The 15159-nt window shown below is 55.3% G+C and carries 13 protein-coding genes and 1 tRNA gene; 7 read left to right on the forward strand and 7 right to left on the reverse strand.

The window, feature by feature from the left end; genetic code table 11:
* Window positions 1-39 precede the first annotated feature (39 nt).
* The 6 genes from DARO_RS08425 (at window position 40) to DARO_RS08450 (ending at window position 5347) form a co-directional block, all read left to right on the forward strand.
* A complete protein-coding gene (locus tag DARO_RS08425; protein WP_011287391.1) occupies window positions 40-1980 on the forward strand; it encodes a DUF294 nucleotidyltransferase-like domain-containing protein in 1941 nt (646 codons plus the stop codon).
* 2 nt (window positions 1981-1982) lie between these two features.
* Window positions 1983-2648, forward strand: a complete 666-nt coding sequence (locus DARO_RS08430; protein ID WP_011287392.1) for a hypothetical protein — start codon at window positions 1983-1985, stop codon at window positions 2646-2648.
* Window positions 2649-2657: 9 nt separating this feature from the next.
* Window positions 2658-4694: a sodium:solute symporter family protein gene (locus DARO_RS08435; protein ID WP_011287393.1), complete on the forward strand. Its 2037-nt coding sequence runs from the start codon at window positions 2658-2660 to the stop codon at window positions 4692-4694.
* Entirely contained in the window at window positions 4691-4942 is a 252-nt protein-coding gene (locus DARO_RS08440) for a DUF4212 domain-containing protein (RefSeq protein ID WP_011287394.1), read from the forward strand. Before DARO_RS08435 ends, DARO_RS08440 begins: the two co-directional genes overlap by 4 nt.
* Before the next feature lie 9 nt (window positions 4943-4951).
* Entirely contained in the window at window positions 4952-5221 is a 270-nt protein-coding gene (locus DARO_RS08445) for a hypothetical protein (protein WP_011287395.1), read from the forward strand.
* A 35-nt stretch (window positions 5222-5256) separates the two neighbouring features.
* Window positions 5257-5347: transfer RNA gene (locus tag DARO_RS08450), tRNA-Ser, on the forward strand.
* A 349-nt stretch (window positions 5348-5696) separates the two neighbouring features.
* Here DARO_RS08450 and DARO_RS08455 read toward each other — a convergent pair.
* The 6 genes from DARO_RS08455 to DARO_RS08475 all read right to left on the reverse strand — a co-directional run bounded on the left by DARO_RS08455 (window position 5697) and on the right by DARO_RS08475 (window position 11801).
* On the reverse strand, window positions 5697-6323 hold the full coding sequence (locus DARO_RS08455) for a hypothetical protein (RefSeq protein WP_011287396.1): 627 nt from the start codon (window positions 6321-6323) through the stop codon (window positions 5697-5699).
* A gap of 55 nt (window positions 6324-6378) precedes the next feature.
* Window positions 6379-7545: a YagK/YfjJ domain-containing protein gene (locus tag DARO_RS21655; RefSeq protein WP_011287397.1), complete on the reverse strand. Its 1167-nt coding sequence runs from the start codon at window positions 7543-7545 to the stop codon at window positions 6379-6381.
* On the reverse strand, window positions 7539-8585 hold the full coding sequence (locus DARO_RS08465) for a hypothetical protein (protein ID WP_011287398.1): 1047 nt from the start codon (window positions 8583-8585) through the stop codon (window positions 7539-7541). The genes DARO_RS21655 and DARO_RS08465 overlap by 7 nt, the downstream gene beginning before the upstream one ends.
* A gap of 63 nt (window positions 8586-8648) precedes the next feature.
* Complete coding sequence (locus tag DARO_RS22215) at window positions 8649-8861, reverse strand: AlpA family phage regulatory protein (protein ID WP_083761501.1); 213 nt, start codon at window positions 8859-8861, stop codon at window positions 8649-8651.
* Window positions 8862-10134: 1273 nt separating this feature from the next.
* Complete coding sequence (locus DARO_RS08470; protein ID WP_011287399.1) at window positions 10135-10470, reverse strand: Imm50 family immunity protein; 336 nt, start codon at window positions 10468-10470, stop codon at window positions 10135-10137.
* A 422-nt stretch (window positions 10471-10892) separates the two neighbouring features.
* Window positions 10893-11801, reverse strand: coding sequence for a LysR family transcriptional regulator (locus tag DARO_RS08475; RefSeq protein WP_011287400.1), 909 nt, complete (start codon window positions 11799-11801; stop codon window positions 10893-10895).
* Between the two features lie 69 nt (window positions 11802-11870).
* On the opposite strand from DARO_RS08475, the gene lysA reads away from it, so the two are divergent.
* Complete coding sequence (lysA, locus tag DARO_RS08480; protein WP_011287401.1) at window positions 11871-13121, forward strand: diaminopimelate decarboxylase; 1251 nt, start codon at window positions 11871-11873, stop codon at window positions 13119-13121.
* A 1395-nt stretch (window positions 13122-14516) separates the two neighbouring features.
* Here the strand turns inward: lysA and DARO_RS22775 are convergent.
* Window positions 14517-15122, reverse strand: coding sequence for a hypothetical protein (locus tag DARO_RS22775; protein WP_011287402.1), 606 nt, complete (start codon window positions 15120-15122; stop codon window positions 14517-14519).
* Between the last annotated feature and the right edge of the window lie 37 nt (window positions 15123-15159).

Here is a 15159-nt window from a genome sequence, read left to right on the forward strand (position 1 = left end):
GAGGTTGTCGTGAATACGCAACAGCAATCAGGGCAGGAAATGGCCGTGGGCCAAGTGGAAATGACACTGCGCCAGGAAGGGCGTGCCCGTATGGCCGGCAACACCTTGGCTTTTCTGCGCAACCACGCACCGTTCAACAAGATGCAGCCGGACGCGCTGCAACGCTTTGCCGAGAAGGCACAGATTGCGTTTTACCCGGCCGGCAGCCAGATCATCGGGCCGGACTCCGGCGATGTCCGTTTCTTCTACCTGATCGAGTCCGGCAAGGTGCAGGCCCGCCAGGCCGGCGAGGTGACCGTGACCGAGTATTCCATCCTCAGTCTTGGTGCCGGTGAAAGCTTTCCGATTGGCGCAGTGACGGCCGGCCGGCCATCGACCAACGTCTATACGGCAGTCGAGGACACCTTCTGCTACCAGTTGCCGGCCGAGGATTTCCTGGCGCTGATGTCATCCAGCCCGGAATTCAACCTGTTTTGCACCAAGTACATTGCCAGCTTGCTCGATCAGTCGCGTCGCCAGCTACAACTACAATTTGCCCAGCGCGCCAGCGAGCAGCAGACGCTCAATTCCCCGTTGGCCGGCATCGGTTCGCGCTCGCCGGTCACCGTTTCGCCAGATACGCCGTTACGTGCTGCGCTGGAAACGATGTCGCAAGCCGGCGTTGGTTCGCTGGTCATTGCCGGCGAGGATCGCAAGGCGGTTGGCGTCTTTACGCGTACCGACCTGCTTGACCGTGTCGTTCTGGCCGACCTGCCGCTGACGACGCCGATTGCTCAGGCCATGTCGCAAAATCCTTTCATGATCGAAGAGCACGCCACGGCCTACGATGCGATGTTCGCCATGGCGACGCACGGCATTCGCCACGTGCTGGTCACCGATGCCGAAGGCAAGCTGACAGGAGTCGTTTCCGAGCGCGATCTGTTCTCGCTGCAGCGCGTCGGTCTGCGCCAGATTCGTCAGGCCATCGACGGTGCCCACAACGTCGAAGTGCTCCAGCATGCGGCAGCCGATGTTCGGCAGCTGTCCTTCAACATGCTGGCGCAAGGCGTCGGTGCGGAACAATTGACTCAATTTATCTCGGCGCTGAACGATGCGCTGACTCGCCGGGTTATCCAGCTCAACCTTGAAAAGCACAATTTTGACGGTATCGAATGGGCCTGGCTGGCGTTTGGTTCGGAAGGCCGCGACGAGCAAACCTTCAGTACCGACCAGGATAACGGCATCGTCTTCTTGCCGCCGGAAGGGGCTTCCGAGGAGGCGCTCAAGCAGCGCTTCCTTGCCTACGCGCTGGATGTGAACAAGGATCTTGACCGCTGCGGCTTCCCTCTGTGCAAGGGCAACATCATGGCGAGCAATCCACAATGGTGCTTGACACTTGAACAGTGGAAGGATCAGTTCGCTAACTGGATTCGCGTGCCGCATCCGGATGCGCTGCTCAATGCAACCATTTTCTTCGATTTCCGCGCCTTGTTCGGCAAGGCGGAACTCGCCGAAATCATGCGTCGCCACCTGCTCGCCCAGACGGCAGCCAATCCGATGTTCCTGCGTGCCATGGCGAAAAATGCGCTCGACGTCGAACCGCCGCTGGGCAAGATTCGTGACTTCCTGACCGATCTCGAACCGGATCATCCGGGCAAGATCGATCTCAAGAAATACGGCTCGCGCATCTTCGTCGATGTCGCCCGTATCTATGCGATGGCCAGTGGGGTGCACAACACCAATTCGATCCAGCGTCTGCGGCTGGCTTCGCAGCGCCTGTCCATTCGCAGCGAAGAAATCAACGCGGTGCTCGAAGGGCTTAATTTCATCCAGCTATTGCGCCTGCAACACCAGTATCTGGAAGGCGAGCCGGGGACGCAGGGGGACAACCTGATCGATCCGGATACCTTGAATGAACTGGATCGCCGTATCCTGAAAGAATCCTTCCGTCAGGCCCGCAAGATCCAGACGCGCCTCAAACTCGACTATCAGGTGCAATGACCATGCTTGGCCTCAAGAAATTCCTGTTTCGGGGTGGCGCACCTTCCCATCTGCCGGATGATGTCCGTGCCTCGCTTGAGGGCTGGCGGGCCAGTGCCGCTCCGGCGCTGGACGACCTGCATTTTCATACCCGCTATATCGTCGTAGACATCGTCAGTAGCGGTCTGCAACCCGATAGCGACCAGTTGCTGAGCATCGCAGCCAGCAGCGTCTGGCAAGGGGCAATCCAGCCTGACGATACCTTCTATATCGACTTCTCGACGCTGGATGGCGAGGGCGCTGCCGTTGATCGCCAACTGGCGGCCTTCCTGCTGTTTGCAGCCAAGGCGCCGCTGGTGACTTATCACGTGCCCTATGTTGGTGGCTTTCTGCAGCGTGCCTTCAAGGAGCGCTTGGGGGTCGATTTCCAGCCGCAATGGGTTGATCTGGCCTGGCTGCTGCCCTCGATGTTCGAAGAGAAAGGGCATACAGTCATGCCGCTTGATCACTGGATCGACGTCTTCGGTCTGGATTCCGGTAGTGGTCGGCGTGATGCGATGGCCAATACGCTGCTGATCGGCCGTATCTTCCAGATGTTGCTGGTCCGTGCCGTGGGCAAACAGATCGATACGGCGAAGCATCTGGTCGACGAATCGCGGGCCAGCAGTTTCCTGCGCCGCAACCATTAGCACCGTCGGATGTTGAAATCGCTGACCAGGCTGCAGCGCTACTACCTGTATTACACAGGCTGCTTCCTGGCGTTCATCGGTGCGCTGGCCATCCTTGAACAGCATGGCATGCCGCCGCGCTGGATCGGCTATTCGTTCCTGTTCTTCACGATTTCGATGTATGCCCTGATCGGGATCGTTAGCCGCACGTCCGACGTTTCGGAATACTACGTGGCTGGCCGGAAGATTCCCGCCTTCTTCAATGGCATGGCGACCGGTGCCGACTGGATGAGTGCTGCCTCGTTCATTGGCATGGCGGGCACGCTGTATCTCTCCGGTTTTCAGGGATTGGCCTATGTGATTGGGTGGACCGGTGGCTTCGTGCTGGTCGCGCTGCTATTGGCGCCCTATCTGCGGCGTTTTGGTCAATACACCATTCCCGATTTCCTGGGGGCCCGCTACGGCGGTAACGCTATTCGGCTGGTCGCTGTGGCGGCAGCCATTCTTGCTTCCTTTGTCTATGTTGTTGCCCAGATTTACGGCGTTGGCGTCATCACCAGCCGTTTCGTCAGCCTGCAGTTCGAAATTGGCGTTTTCGTCGGCCTGGCCGGTATTCTCGTCTGCTCGTTTCTCGGTGGCATGAAGGCCGTCACTTGGACCCAGGTCGCGCAATACCTGATCCTGATCGTTGCCTACGTGACACCGGTGGCCATCCTCTCCTACAACGTGACCGGCAATCCGATCCCGCAACTGGTCTACGGGCAGGTGTTGCAGCAGGTCACCGAACTCGAAAATCGTTTGTTCGATACGCCGGCCGAGATTGAGGTGCGCCAGCTTTTTCGCGAAAGAGCAGACCTGTACGCCCAGAAGATCATGCAGCTACCGCACTCCCTGATCCATGAACGTGAGCAGCTGTCCACCGAGATCAATCGCCTCAAGGCCAGCGATGCGCAGATGAAGGAGATTGTCGCGCTGGAAAGGCATCGGCGGGATTTGCCACACGACCCGGATCAGGCAAAGACTCGTTGGGAAAGCGCCATGTTTTCGGCGGCAGATCGCAGCAAGCAACCGATTCATCATGCGGAAGCCTTTCCTGGCGAGACCGTCGAGGAACAGAATATTCAGCGGATCAATTTTCTGGCGCTTGTCTTCTGCCTGACCGTCGGCACCGCCGCCTTGCCGCACATCTTGACCCGTTATTACACGACGCCATCGGTCCGCGAAGCACGTGAATCGGTGTTCTGGTCGCTGTTGTTTATTCTGTTGCTCTACATTACGGCGCCGGCCTATGCCGTATTTGCCAAATACGAAGTCCTGTCCCACCTGGCTGAAATTCCCATCGCGAAATTACCCGGTTGGGTGGCAGCGTGGGCCAAGGTCGGGCTGGTCAGCATCGAGGATATAAACGGCGATGGCATTCTCCAGTTGGCCGAGCTTTCATTGAATCCGGACGTTATCGTATTGGCGACGCCGGAAATCGCCGGTATGCCCTACGTCGTCTCCGGGTTGGTGGCGGCGGGGGGCTTGGCCGCTGCGCTGTCCACTGCCGACGGCTTGTTACTGACGATCACCAGTGCACTGTCCCACGACGTCTATTATCGAATCATCCGTCCGGATGCTTCGACGCAGTTCCGGCTGGTGATCTCCAAGTCGATGTTGCTGGTCGTCGCCGTCCTCGCTGCAACAGTCGCGGCGCAAAAGCCGGGCACGATCCTGTCCATGGTCGCCTGGGCCTTCTCGATTGCCGGCTCTGCCTTCTTTCCGGCACTGGTACTGGGTATTTTCTGGGAACGGGCGACACGTCAAGGGGCGCTGGCCGGGATGATTGTCGGTGTGTTACTTTCGATCTACTACATTGTACGTGTCGAATTCGACACCATTCCATGGCTGGGGATCAGCGGTCTTCATATGGAACCATGGCTCCATATTCAGGCCACCTCCAGCGGTTTCTTCGGCGTTCTGGCAGGCTTTGCAACGATCATCCTGGTCAGCCTGGTGACCAAGCCGGAGCCTGGAGCGATCAGCTTCCTTAAAGGCATCCGCTTTCGCAATGAGGCATCATCATGATGGCCAAAGCTGATGCCTACTGGCGCCGGACCAAACGACTGACCTTTACGCTGCTTCTCTGCTGGGTCAGTCTGACTTTTGGCGTGACCTGGTTTTCCCGGGAAGTGAACGAGATGGTATTTCTCGGTTTTCCGCTTGGCTTCTACATGGCCGCTCAAGGTTCTCTGGTGATCTTCCTGCTGATCATCTGGTGGTACAACAGGCGGATGAGGAAGATCGATGCCGAATTCGGTGTGGACGAAGACTAGGCTGTCGTCGTGAGCTTTTTCCTGATCAGTGCCGCCAGAGCCATTATTGAGATGCTGGGCCTGTGCCTTCTCGGGCAGGGCATGCTCTACATCCTGGCGGGGCGGCGCCGGGCAAATAATCGTATCTATCAATTATTTGATTTATTGACCAAGGCGCCCCGGCGGGGTGTTGCTGCGCTATTGCCGCGTTCATCAAATGAGAGTGTGATCGGTATTGCCAGTTTTGCGCTACTGCTACTGCTTTGGGCTGGACTCGCTTTTGTCCGAAAGTTTGTTTGACCATTTTCGCGCTTCTGCTACAATGCGCGGCTTCCGGAGGGGTGGATGAGTGGTTTAAGTCGCACGCCTGGAAAGCGTGTGTAGGGTAATCCCCTACCGCGGGTTCGAATCCCGCCTCCTCCGCCAGTTATAACATCTAAGCCCATGGTTTCATGGGCTTTTTTGTTTTTATTGTTGTGTCTACTATCAATTTGACTATCAAATAATAGGTCGGTTGGTATTGTTGCGGATAGACCGATTATTTCAGGCCTACCGATACAAGTTGGGGTCTATAAAGCTCACGCTCAGATACTAGATCCTCTTGAGCCGCCCAAGTTGATGAGGTGATTAGGAGGCGCAGGCGCTACCTTCAGCCTCTTAAAACCAGCATTGTGCTGAATGCTGCCTAGCTGTCGGTTCAACATGCCAATATGCATGCTGGTTTCGTCAGTGCTCGAGGGGCGTGAAGGGTGATCAGCCAAATGGGTAGACACCCTCAATCGTCGTCACGTACGTTTCGCCGATCCCAAGCTTCCTTTATGGCTTGCTCAAACTCAGCATAGGCACATTCCGTCAGATCGCTGATGAGCGCTTTGATTTCGTGAGCGGTGAGGCCAAAGCTTGGACCTTGCTCTTCGATATTTAGGATTGTTGGGACAAGATCGCTTTCGGCTCGGTAGCGACCAAAGTTAATCGCTTCCTCGTAACTTTCAATAACTTCATTGTCACCAGAATTGAACTCATCAATCGTGTAGCCTCCATCGGCAAGTGGCTCGACATGAAAGTGGCTCCCATTAACGCCGAGTAACTCATCAGCCATTGCTGAAGGCGAGTATGAGGCAGGGCCATTCCGTTCAGGCAGGAGCGAAACGCTCTTTCCTTCCTTACTGACCGAGTAGCAGATGAAGTAAGTTTGAAAGGCTGCCATGGCCAAGCGAGGGCTGTATTGGCAGCCAAAAATTGCCCTGTGCCGCTCAATCAGCACGATTTCCACGTCAGCGTTCGACGGATCCTCTTCAACCGATGCACGCGCTCTAACTTTGTTTTCGGAGAGATCTAGCGGCCAATTGTGGTGGTCAAAGTAGTTGATCAGGCGATCAATGGCTGAGTTACCGACGTGCATGGTGTCCAATCCCTATTTGAATGTCGGCGTTGATTGAGCGGCCGCAGCTAGCGAATCAGGCTTTGCTGTCGCCACTATGCCCTGAGTTGGGCTTGGAACGGCCCTTTCGACGTAATTTTGGCTTCTTCTTGAAGGGATCGCCACCCATGCGGAGCGCACGGAAATCCATGTCAATTTTCGGCTTGAAATACTGGTCGGACTTGCAGATGTAAAAAATTGCGAGATTGATCAAGTTATCGCGAAGTACATCGTCGCTTGCATGGATGAGCCCAATACCCAAAACTCCTCGTTTGCTCAGACCTTCAATGTTCTTTTTTTCATTCCGGTTGAAATAATCGCCCTTATGCCGCGTTACCGGGCCAGCCCAGTATTCACCGATGGATTTGGCAATCTGCTCCGCATACCGACCCTGCCGCTTGTCGCCGTTGAAGAATAGGAAAACATGATGATGTATTCCCTTTTTGACGCCATATTCGGTCTTGATGATGTAACCAACCATGTCGTTGAAGATGGCATTGCAGTATTGATTCTTCAGAAAACGATCCAGATCGTCGAGGGCATGGGAAAACTCGATTGAGCCTGTAAGTTCCGGCAGGTAACCCAATTCCAAGCGAATCACAACGAGGCGTTTGTACTTGGCAAAAAGCTTTTTGACGTAAGTGCTGCACGATCGTAAGCGTCGTTCTACCTCTTTTTTGCGTTGGCGCATTTGTTCGCGTACGACAGGGGAACGACAACGCTTGCCAAGGGCATCGACGAGTGCATTAAATAGATCGGCTGCCGTTTTTTGACCAAACCCGGGTGGGTAGATTTGATGGGCGGTCGCGGCACTTCCCCATTCAATAAATCTGGCGTCGTACAGGCCAGTTTCTTTTGCGCACGCGATGAAGGCCTCCACATGCGCGTCGTAGCGGTATTTGGTGGACAGTGCCTGGACGCAGCGGATGAACATCGGAGTGCTGGAAAAATACCGAGTCGCGAGATCGCTTTTACTGGTAATGGGCTCTCCCGTGCGGCTCACTCCCGGCAAAAAAGGCGGGGCATTGGTCTCTTTGGCCTGCTGAATGAACACTTGCAGCTTTTCAAGGAGGTCTGGGAAGCAATCAGGCGCAACCATGAGTGCCGAGGCCGCAGCCGAATCGAGCAAGTCCGGACTTGCAAAGTAATACGCCTTCCGGCGGAATGAGGCTTCACTATCGATAATTCGAGGGCGGATCAGCATGGGGTAACCTCCGAGACAATTGGCAGTTGCATTGTGTTGACGCGCGAATTGAAGCAAATGCCGAAATTCGGTTTATTGGGCTGGCCTTTGAGTCGGAGCAGCGCATCGCACCGGAAAAGCAGGCTTACGAGGCGTTTCAACAACCGAAAATCACTGCCCAAATGGTTTGTCACCATCGCCACGCCATATTGATCGGTGAGCTCATGCCACAGCCCTACCAACCCGTACAGTGCGGAATGGACGTTTACATGTTGCATGTCGTAAACCACCAGAAGGTGGTATCCGTAGCCCTGTTCTTCCGTGTAAAGAGGCTTCCAGTGAAGCCAAATTGGTGGCGCGATACCGGATTGACTGGTCATCAGTCGCTCGGCAAACAGATCGATGTGCGCAGTGCTTTCTTCCTGCGTAAAGTGCTTCTCTCGACCGAAGTAGTGCAAGCGAAGCTCGGCGATGCCGGGGAATTGGATGACTGTCTGGCAACGGTCAATGGAACGTAGCACTTTCCTCGTGTCGTTGCGGAGTTGATCCTTGCTCGCTTCATGGAGCTTGCGCGTTGAAGGGCGCAGTAGTGCTTCGCGGGTACGTACGAGGAAGGTGTTGACCAACTCGCCTTCGAGCGTACCAGTCGGATTGACCATTGCGAGCGGATTGCCCGAAAAAGTTATTTTCCCCAGATGTAGCTTGGCCTGCTGGCGTATCAGGTTGAGAATCTCGCCTTGCTGGTATCCGGGTGGGGGCTGAGTCAACGTTGGCAGGCGAATCCAACTCGCGAAGGCGTGTCCGGTTTGCGTTACTTTGCGTAACTTCGTCCCAGCCAGCCCACGCTCGAAGACAAACCCCAGGTCATCAGATGGCGTGAGGCGTTTTGCCAGCTTTTCATCTTCCAGAAGACCGAGGACTTGATTTAGAAACGGAGCGTGTTGGCTGCAATGCCATTCGAGTAGTCCGGAGTTGTTTTTGACCAAGTAAGTGAAGCTGTCGCAAACGGTTTTGGCGATGTCAAGTTCATTAATCGCGTACGGGTTGTAAGGTGTGTTCATCATTATTTCCTTGTCATTTTTTCTGGTGGTGCTCTGTTCAGAGCAGATGGGCATGTGGGCGGACTATCGGAGTTCAGCGAGCCATTGGAATATTTCGTCGCTACGAAAACCGATAGCACCGCGGGTGCCGTTGCCAGACAAGGAAAATGGGCGAGGAAAGTTGCTGCTGGGATCAGCGAGTCGATTGTAGACAGAGGAGCGCGATAAGCCGGTCGTCTTCACGACCTCGGGCATGCGCATGACCCAGTAGGGTGCGCAAGTCGATGGTTTTTGCATGGGAAACCCCGTTCTCCTGACGATTTTAATCGTCAGGCTGAAAGCCTTGACATACGTGTCGCTCCCGCCGACGGCACGATGGTCAAAAAAAGTGTATGGCTTTGCAGCGTATGAGGAAAAACTTGGGGTACTGCTCGTTAGTCACAACAGGGTGACTTCAATCTCGACTAAATGGTCTAGCGTACTATTATTGGCAGCTGAGTGCTGACTGTCCATTGGGCGCAAAAGCTGTTTTCTAGGCTACGCCTTAGCAAAGGTCGATGTCAACTATTGCGTGAAGATTGGTCCTGGCCTGTACCATTTCTACCATCTCTGATGGAGGCTTCAAATAACAGAGATTTCTATGTCGCATCATGGAGTTGGGCATAAGTCTCCATATATATTTACCAGATTCTTGAGGGCTGATCTCTGTGCACTTCTGCTCTGATTTCCCTCTTCATCTGATTCCTATCTTTCCTTTGGGTTCTCTCGTATCTGTGAGTTCTCAGTAGTTTTTGAGTCATAGCCCAAAGCTTACTAATTATATATCCGCGTTTCTGATCCTCCGTGATTACAGGGGATTGGCTACACAGATACCCCCGGAACTCAGGCACATTGGGGGACAGGGGAATGTAGATTGTTATTCCCACTTACCGTCTGTGTTGGCAGTCTTTCACCAGACGCAAGTGGCGACGAAATGACTCCATCGCTTTGCGCTAAACCGTCAAACGCTCTGCACTGGTCACAGGAATACAAAGCTATTTTTTCTTCCTCAATGCGGGAATATCACCTTAGTTGCCCATCGCTTCTCACCTATGCTGATCAGAAAATCTCAGGGACATGAGCAACTCGGTACAGGGGCTACACAATCGTCATCATGCATAGATCGGCCAACTATGGACCGTCGCCTATCTTCCGGAGCAACCATCTAAACGACCGCAGCCCAATCCAGCTATTGGTCGCCTCGAAATTCCAACGGCAGGTCCGCAGCGTTGAGCAGTCACCTGGTTCGACTACTCACGGACAGCAACTCGGCCATAGCCGACGGTGGGCTCAAATTGAAAAATGGCCGGTTCTGATTCCAGACCGGCCATTGGCATCTTTAGGGCATGAGCGACTGCTTTTAGACCCTCGCTACCTCCGCTTCGTGCCCATAGCCGCCGTAGCTGGCTTTGGAAAGCGGACGCTCAGGAACGTTGTAGGTAAGGGGCGCTGCGCGGCTTTATCGCGCAGCGTCCAGCGACCGAAGGGAGCGGCCTTGACCGCAATGTTGGGTGTCACGGTGCAGAAACGCTTACGGTTTTTTGAGCACATATGACACCTCTGCAGCCGCACATTTGAACCCGCCCGCCAAGCCATAACAGGCCTCAAGCGTGACCTGAATCGGAAGCTCTTCAGAAATATGGAGAGCATCAATTACGTTTTCTGATCTCAGTTCGGACAGTTCGACTTCTGTGACACCCGAAAACGTAAGAGTTACTTCTGCCTCTTTTTGCTTATCAGCATCTATGTAGAAGATGACCAGAGTGATCGTTCCAGGTTGAATAAAGGCAATGCTCTTTATCTTCCCGTCGCAGAAGAGCGGCCAATACCCGAAGTAGGATTCAACTTCGTCAGCGTGCGCGATCATGTTCTTGTGACGCCCAACAGTGTTTACACGGACGCAGGGGTCCGTATAACAATTGATATTGCTGACAGCCGAATTGTTGCCTTAAGGTCATGTTTTTCAGTCACTTGGAATATTGGCTGTCAGTATAACAACTCCAATATGCCGGACAAATGCTGCGGGGCAATGTCTGCTTTGGGGAGGGTGAATCGAGTGACCGCTTGTGGCCGGTAGCACTACTCTGGCTTCTTGCCGCAAAGCGGTCATAAACTGGAACGATGTTTTTCGACTGGCTGCTTACAGGCGTCGCGTCGAACTCAAACTCCCGGCCACAACCAGCCGCTCAGGATATTTCTTCATTCCGGCCATTCATTTTCACGCTCGCTCGGAAGCGGTCATAGACCTGAGGGTGCTCAGATTTGCAGCTTGGCCGGCAGCTATGGAACTCATAGCGAGTGATGCTTGTTCAAGGCGGCACAGGCCTTGCGTACGGCGTCTGCGAGAACGCCCTGCAAGGGGTGCGGAGCTGCGATGTCCGGAAGAAGCATATTCACCTGGTAACCGATGGCAACGGTAAGCGGCCGCACTACTAGGTCCGGTCCGCTGAGTTCCAGTGCGGTGAGCGGGTTTACGATGGCAACGCCCAGGCCCTGACGCACCATGGCGCAGACGGCCACTGCGCTCGTGGTTTCAAGCAGGGTTGCGCGATGTACTTTAGCGTCCTCGAACATCGCATCAATGGCGGTTCGATACGGGTCGCCAACCGCGAGACTGATGAAGCGCTCGCCTGTAAAGTCGCGTGGTTGCAGTCGCGCCTTGCGGCACAGGCTGTGATCACGTGGCAAAACAGCCACTTCATTGACTTTCAGTAAGGGCTGCAAGGCAACTCCAGCAGGTGCCTCTTGGGTTTCACTCAGTCCCAGGTCAAAACGCTGTTCACTCATGGCTTGCTCCAGCCAGGGCGACTCTAAGGGATGCACGCTGACTCCTAGTTCAGGATGTGCATGTGAGAGATATACCAGTGCGCGGGGTACCAAGGCATGGGCCAATGCCGGCAAACACGCAATGCGCAAGTGACCTGTCGCTTGCGTGCGCAATTCGCTGGCGCGCGCTGCGATCTGTTCCAAGCCTATAAACGAGCGTTCTACTTCCTGCATCAGCGCAAGTGCCCGCACGGTAGGTCGTAATCGGCCCCGCACCCGGTCAAAAAGGTTAAACCCCAGTAACTGCTCCAGACGACCCAGCTCGCGACTCAAAGTGGGCTGGCTTGACGCGCACGCGGCAGCCGCACGCCCCAAGTTGCCGTGCAGCATGATGGCGCGAAAAATCGTCAGCTGGCGATGAGTTAAATTCATATCAATATTGAATAGCTACATAACAGTAATAGCATTGATTGAATTAAATATGAAGGGGATCATCCACCCATGAACCCTTTTACTCCCGCTACCATCGCTCCTTTGGCCCAGCAGTTCGGTACCCCGCTGTGGATCTATGATGCCGACACCATTACGCGCCAGATTGCCGCTCTGCGGTTGTTTGACGTAGTGCGTTTCGCTCAGAAAGCCAACTCCAATACACACATCCTTCGCCTCATGAAGCGACAGGGCGCAGTGGTGGACTCGGTGTCTTTGGGTGAAATCGAACGCGCGTTGGCTGGTGGTTTTACGCCGGGCTTGCACAACGGGGACGCAGACATCGTGTTTACGGCCGATCTGCTGGACCGCGCTACGCTTGCGCGCGTGGTGGAACTCAATATTCCCGTGAACTGTGGCTCCATGGACATGCTGGACCAATTGGGTGCGGTCAACCCGGGTCACCCGGTGTGGCTACGCATCAACCCAGGTTTCGGGCATGGCCATTCCAAAAAAACAAATACCGGTGGCGAGCATAGCAAGCATGGCATCTGGCATGGCGACCTAGTACGCGCCTGCGAAAAGATCAAGGCCAACGGCCTGGCCTTGCAGGGCCTGCACATGCACATCGGCTCAGGCGTGGACTACGCGCACTTGCAGGAAGTGTGCGGTGCCATGCTGAAGCTGGTAGAGGTAGTGAATGCGCAGGGTTTGGACCTGCACGCCATCTCCGCGGGCGGCGGTCTGTCCGTTCCCTACCAGGCCGGTGAACCCACGATTGATACGGCGCACTACTTTTCATTATGGGATGCAGTGCGCCATGCCGTGGAACAACTGCTGGAGCACCCAGTGAAACTGGAAATAGAACCGGGCCGCTATTTAATGGCCGAGTCCGGCGTGCTGGTCACCGAGGTACGCGCCACGAAGCAACAGGGCGCCAACCATTTTGTGATGGTGGACGCCGGCTTCAGTGATCTGGTTCGCCCGGCCCTATACGGCGCCTACCACGGCATGGAGTTGATCCACTCTGATGGCACAGCGGTTAATGGCCTGCAGTTTGACACGGTGGTTGCCGGACCTCTGTGCGAGTCGGGAGATGTGTTTACGCAAGGAGACGGTGGCGTGCTGTTGCACCGGTCCTTGCCGCAGGCGCAGGTGGGAGATCTGCTAGTGTTGCACGACACCGGTGCGTATGGCGCCTCCATGTCATCGAACTACAACGCGCGCCCGCTGATTGCCGAAGTGCTGATGGAAAATGGTGAGCCCCGGCTTATTCGACGAAGGCAGACGGTGGCTGAGCTGCTCGCGCTGGAGGCGGTGTAAGGCAGCACTCAATGGCCTTGGCAACGTAACCTGAGGCGGCGGTAGAACGTCTTGACTGATGGCGACATGGTTCTGGCGCCACCAGTGCAAACCACACACAACCTGCTCTACTCCTTGCACACACTGCGCTTGTTCCGGTGCTGCGCAGGTAGATAAGAAAACCCTCACGTTGGCGCCGTGGATTTCATCCACCGGTCCGGCTCCAGCCCGAACGGGCATACGCAATTCAAATGTGAGTCGATGGAGTTACGGACAACCGCAGGACTTCCAGCTACCTGCCGTTCGCGACCGTCTTTGCCCCAACACTCCGCACCAGCCGACCATCAGCCAGCGGTGCTGTCTGCCGTCGGCTGAGCTACCACGTTCCAGAGTGACCGCTTTCCAATAGTGGCTACGGCCGGAATGGGCACGGAGCAGACGTGACCAAGACGTAGAAGCTGTCATTCACCGTCTCAGAATGGCAATGGCCGGTCTGTACTCAGAACCGGCCATTTTCATTGAGCTCGCTACCGGCCGCTAAGGCCGAGGTGCCGCCTGTTGCACCTGGCATGAGGCCGGATGTCGGCCATTGCCGCCATTCGGAGTTGCCGGCCCCTACGTCAGCAACGTGTCAGATTGCTGACCGCCGAGGCGCTGAGCTACCGAACGGCAGCTATGTCGGATTGGCGAATGGCCCCCTTACCCGATGCCGCCTCCGCACTTTGGTCGGCAATATGGTGAGCTGCTTACAAACTCCCTATCTCGCCTATCCATGTTTCGTCGGTCCAGTCCCCATAGTCGGTTTCACGTGTCCGAACGTGCACTCGCCAGAGTTGGAGAATACGCATGCCTTCGACATGCATAAGTTGCCGGACCGCATCATCATCAAGCACAAGAGCGACGCCCCCGTGCCCGCCCATTTCTATCGAATGCATTGGCCTCCAGTTCCAATTCCAATAGCGAAGTTCGCCGACCGTACCTCCTGAAAGAAATAGGTCCGCTCCTCCAAGACGAGGTACGGCGATTAGGGGTGCATTCGAACTGTGATTTGCTGGCAAGCATGGCATGCGACCGACCAAATCTGAGTGCAGGTATCCGACAAAATTATCGAATACGGATACCAACAATGGCCGAAGACTTCCCCCTGTCTTCGTCGGAAAGGCCATCGCGTCGTCGAAGCGATCTACTCGGAGAGTCAGATCCGAAGTTCTCGGAAGAATTAGATGTCCAGGGAGCCAGTCGTGCAGATGAAAGACACTTTGGCAGTCAACAGCGTCTTCAGATGTGAGGATGGAGACAATTTCGAGCTCTCCCTGGTACCGAGAATCACTTTGCACCGGTAGGTTTAGATGAAGCAGGGCTCTGTTCTCAGTCCGATTCACTTGTACTATTGCCATGGAAGCTAAGGCGCCAGCTTCAACCTGAGCGATCTGTGTGGCGTGGAACGAGTCGGTCGACAAGTGTTCTTTCAAGCGCTTGCGCCCCTTGGTAGCTGTGACGAAACTCGAAATGATCAAAAAACGTTTCAGCTCTATCGGAGCTGCCGATTTGCCGCAGGATTTCCGCTCGAATGGTTGGATCGACGCTGCACAACCTCACCCGGCGGGTTGACGCGTCCATTGAGACCTCGAATTCGCGGCTCGGGACACGGTTGGTTATTACAGCAGCTGAATGGACGCGATCAAGGCCGACGCCGAACAGGGAATCGCTCCACTTCTGAAGAAGAGATCGACCTGCAGGTTTGTGGGCGAGAAGCCAGGGCCACGCCAGGGCATTGCTGGGGTCGTCCGCGTCAACGGTGAACTTCACCTGCAAGAGTACAAAGGTACTGTCCCAGCGCTGGGCCACGACATCGTCAAGCCACTGAGGAACTTCATCATGATCTGCTTCAAACTGGACCCATTCGTACAGCGCCGGATCCTCGAGCCAATCGCATAGAAGGTTCAGTCCCACGAGGTTCTGGTACACGTACCCGCTAAGTGGGATGGCAGAGCGCTTGATGCGGTTGGAGGTGTCCGTCATTGCTGGGTGAGATTGGCGTTAATGGGTACGTAACGCG

The organism is Dechloromonas aromatica RCB, assembly GCF_000012425.1.

Coding starts and splice junctions, on each gene's coding strand:
- DARO_RS08425 (WP_011287391.1), top strand. CDS start 40: ATGGCCGTGGGCCAAGTGGAAATGACACTGCGCCAGGAAGGGCGTGCC.
- DARO_RS08430 (WP_011287392.1), top strand. CDS start 1,983: ATGCTTGGCCTCAAGAAATTCCTGTTTCGGGGTGGCGCACCTTCCCAT.
- DARO_RS08435 (WP_011287393.1), top strand. CDS start 2,658: ATGTTGAAATCGCTGACCAGGCTGCAGCGCTACTACCTGTATTACACA.
- DARO_RS08440 (WP_011287394.1), top strand. CDS start 4,691: ATGATGGCCAAAGCTGATGCCTACTGGCGCCGGACCAAACGACTGACC.
- DARO_RS08455 (WP_011287396.1), bottom strand. CDS start 6,323: ATGCACGTCGGTAACTCAGCCATTGATCGCCTGATCAACTACTTTGAC.
- DARO_RS21655 (WP_011287397.1), bottom strand. CDS start 7,545: ATGCTGATCCGCCCTCGAATTATCGATAGTGAAGCCTCATTCCGCCGG.
- DARO_RS08465 (WP_011287398.1), bottom strand. CDS start 8,585: ATGAACACACCTTACAACCCGTACGCGATTAATGAACTTGACATCGCC.
- DARO_RS22215 (WP_083761501.1), bottom strand. CDS start 8,861: ATGCAAAAACCATCGACTTGCGCACCCTACTGGGTCATGCGCATGCCC.
- DARO_RS08470 (WP_011287399.1), bottom strand. CDS start 10,470: ATGATCGCGCACGCTGACGAAGTTGAATCCTACTTCGGGTATTGGCCG.
- DARO_RS08475 (WP_011287400.1), bottom strand. CDS start 11,801: ATGAATTTAACTCATCGCCAGCTGACGATTTTTCGCGCCATCATGCTG.
- lysA (WP_011287401.1), top strand. CDS start 11,871: ATGAACCCTTTTACTCCCGCTACCATCGCTCCTTTGGCCCAGCAGTTC.
- DARO_RS22775 (WP_011287402.1), bottom strand. CDS start 15,122: ATGACGGACACCTCCAACCGCATCAAGCGCTCTGCCATCCCACTTAGC.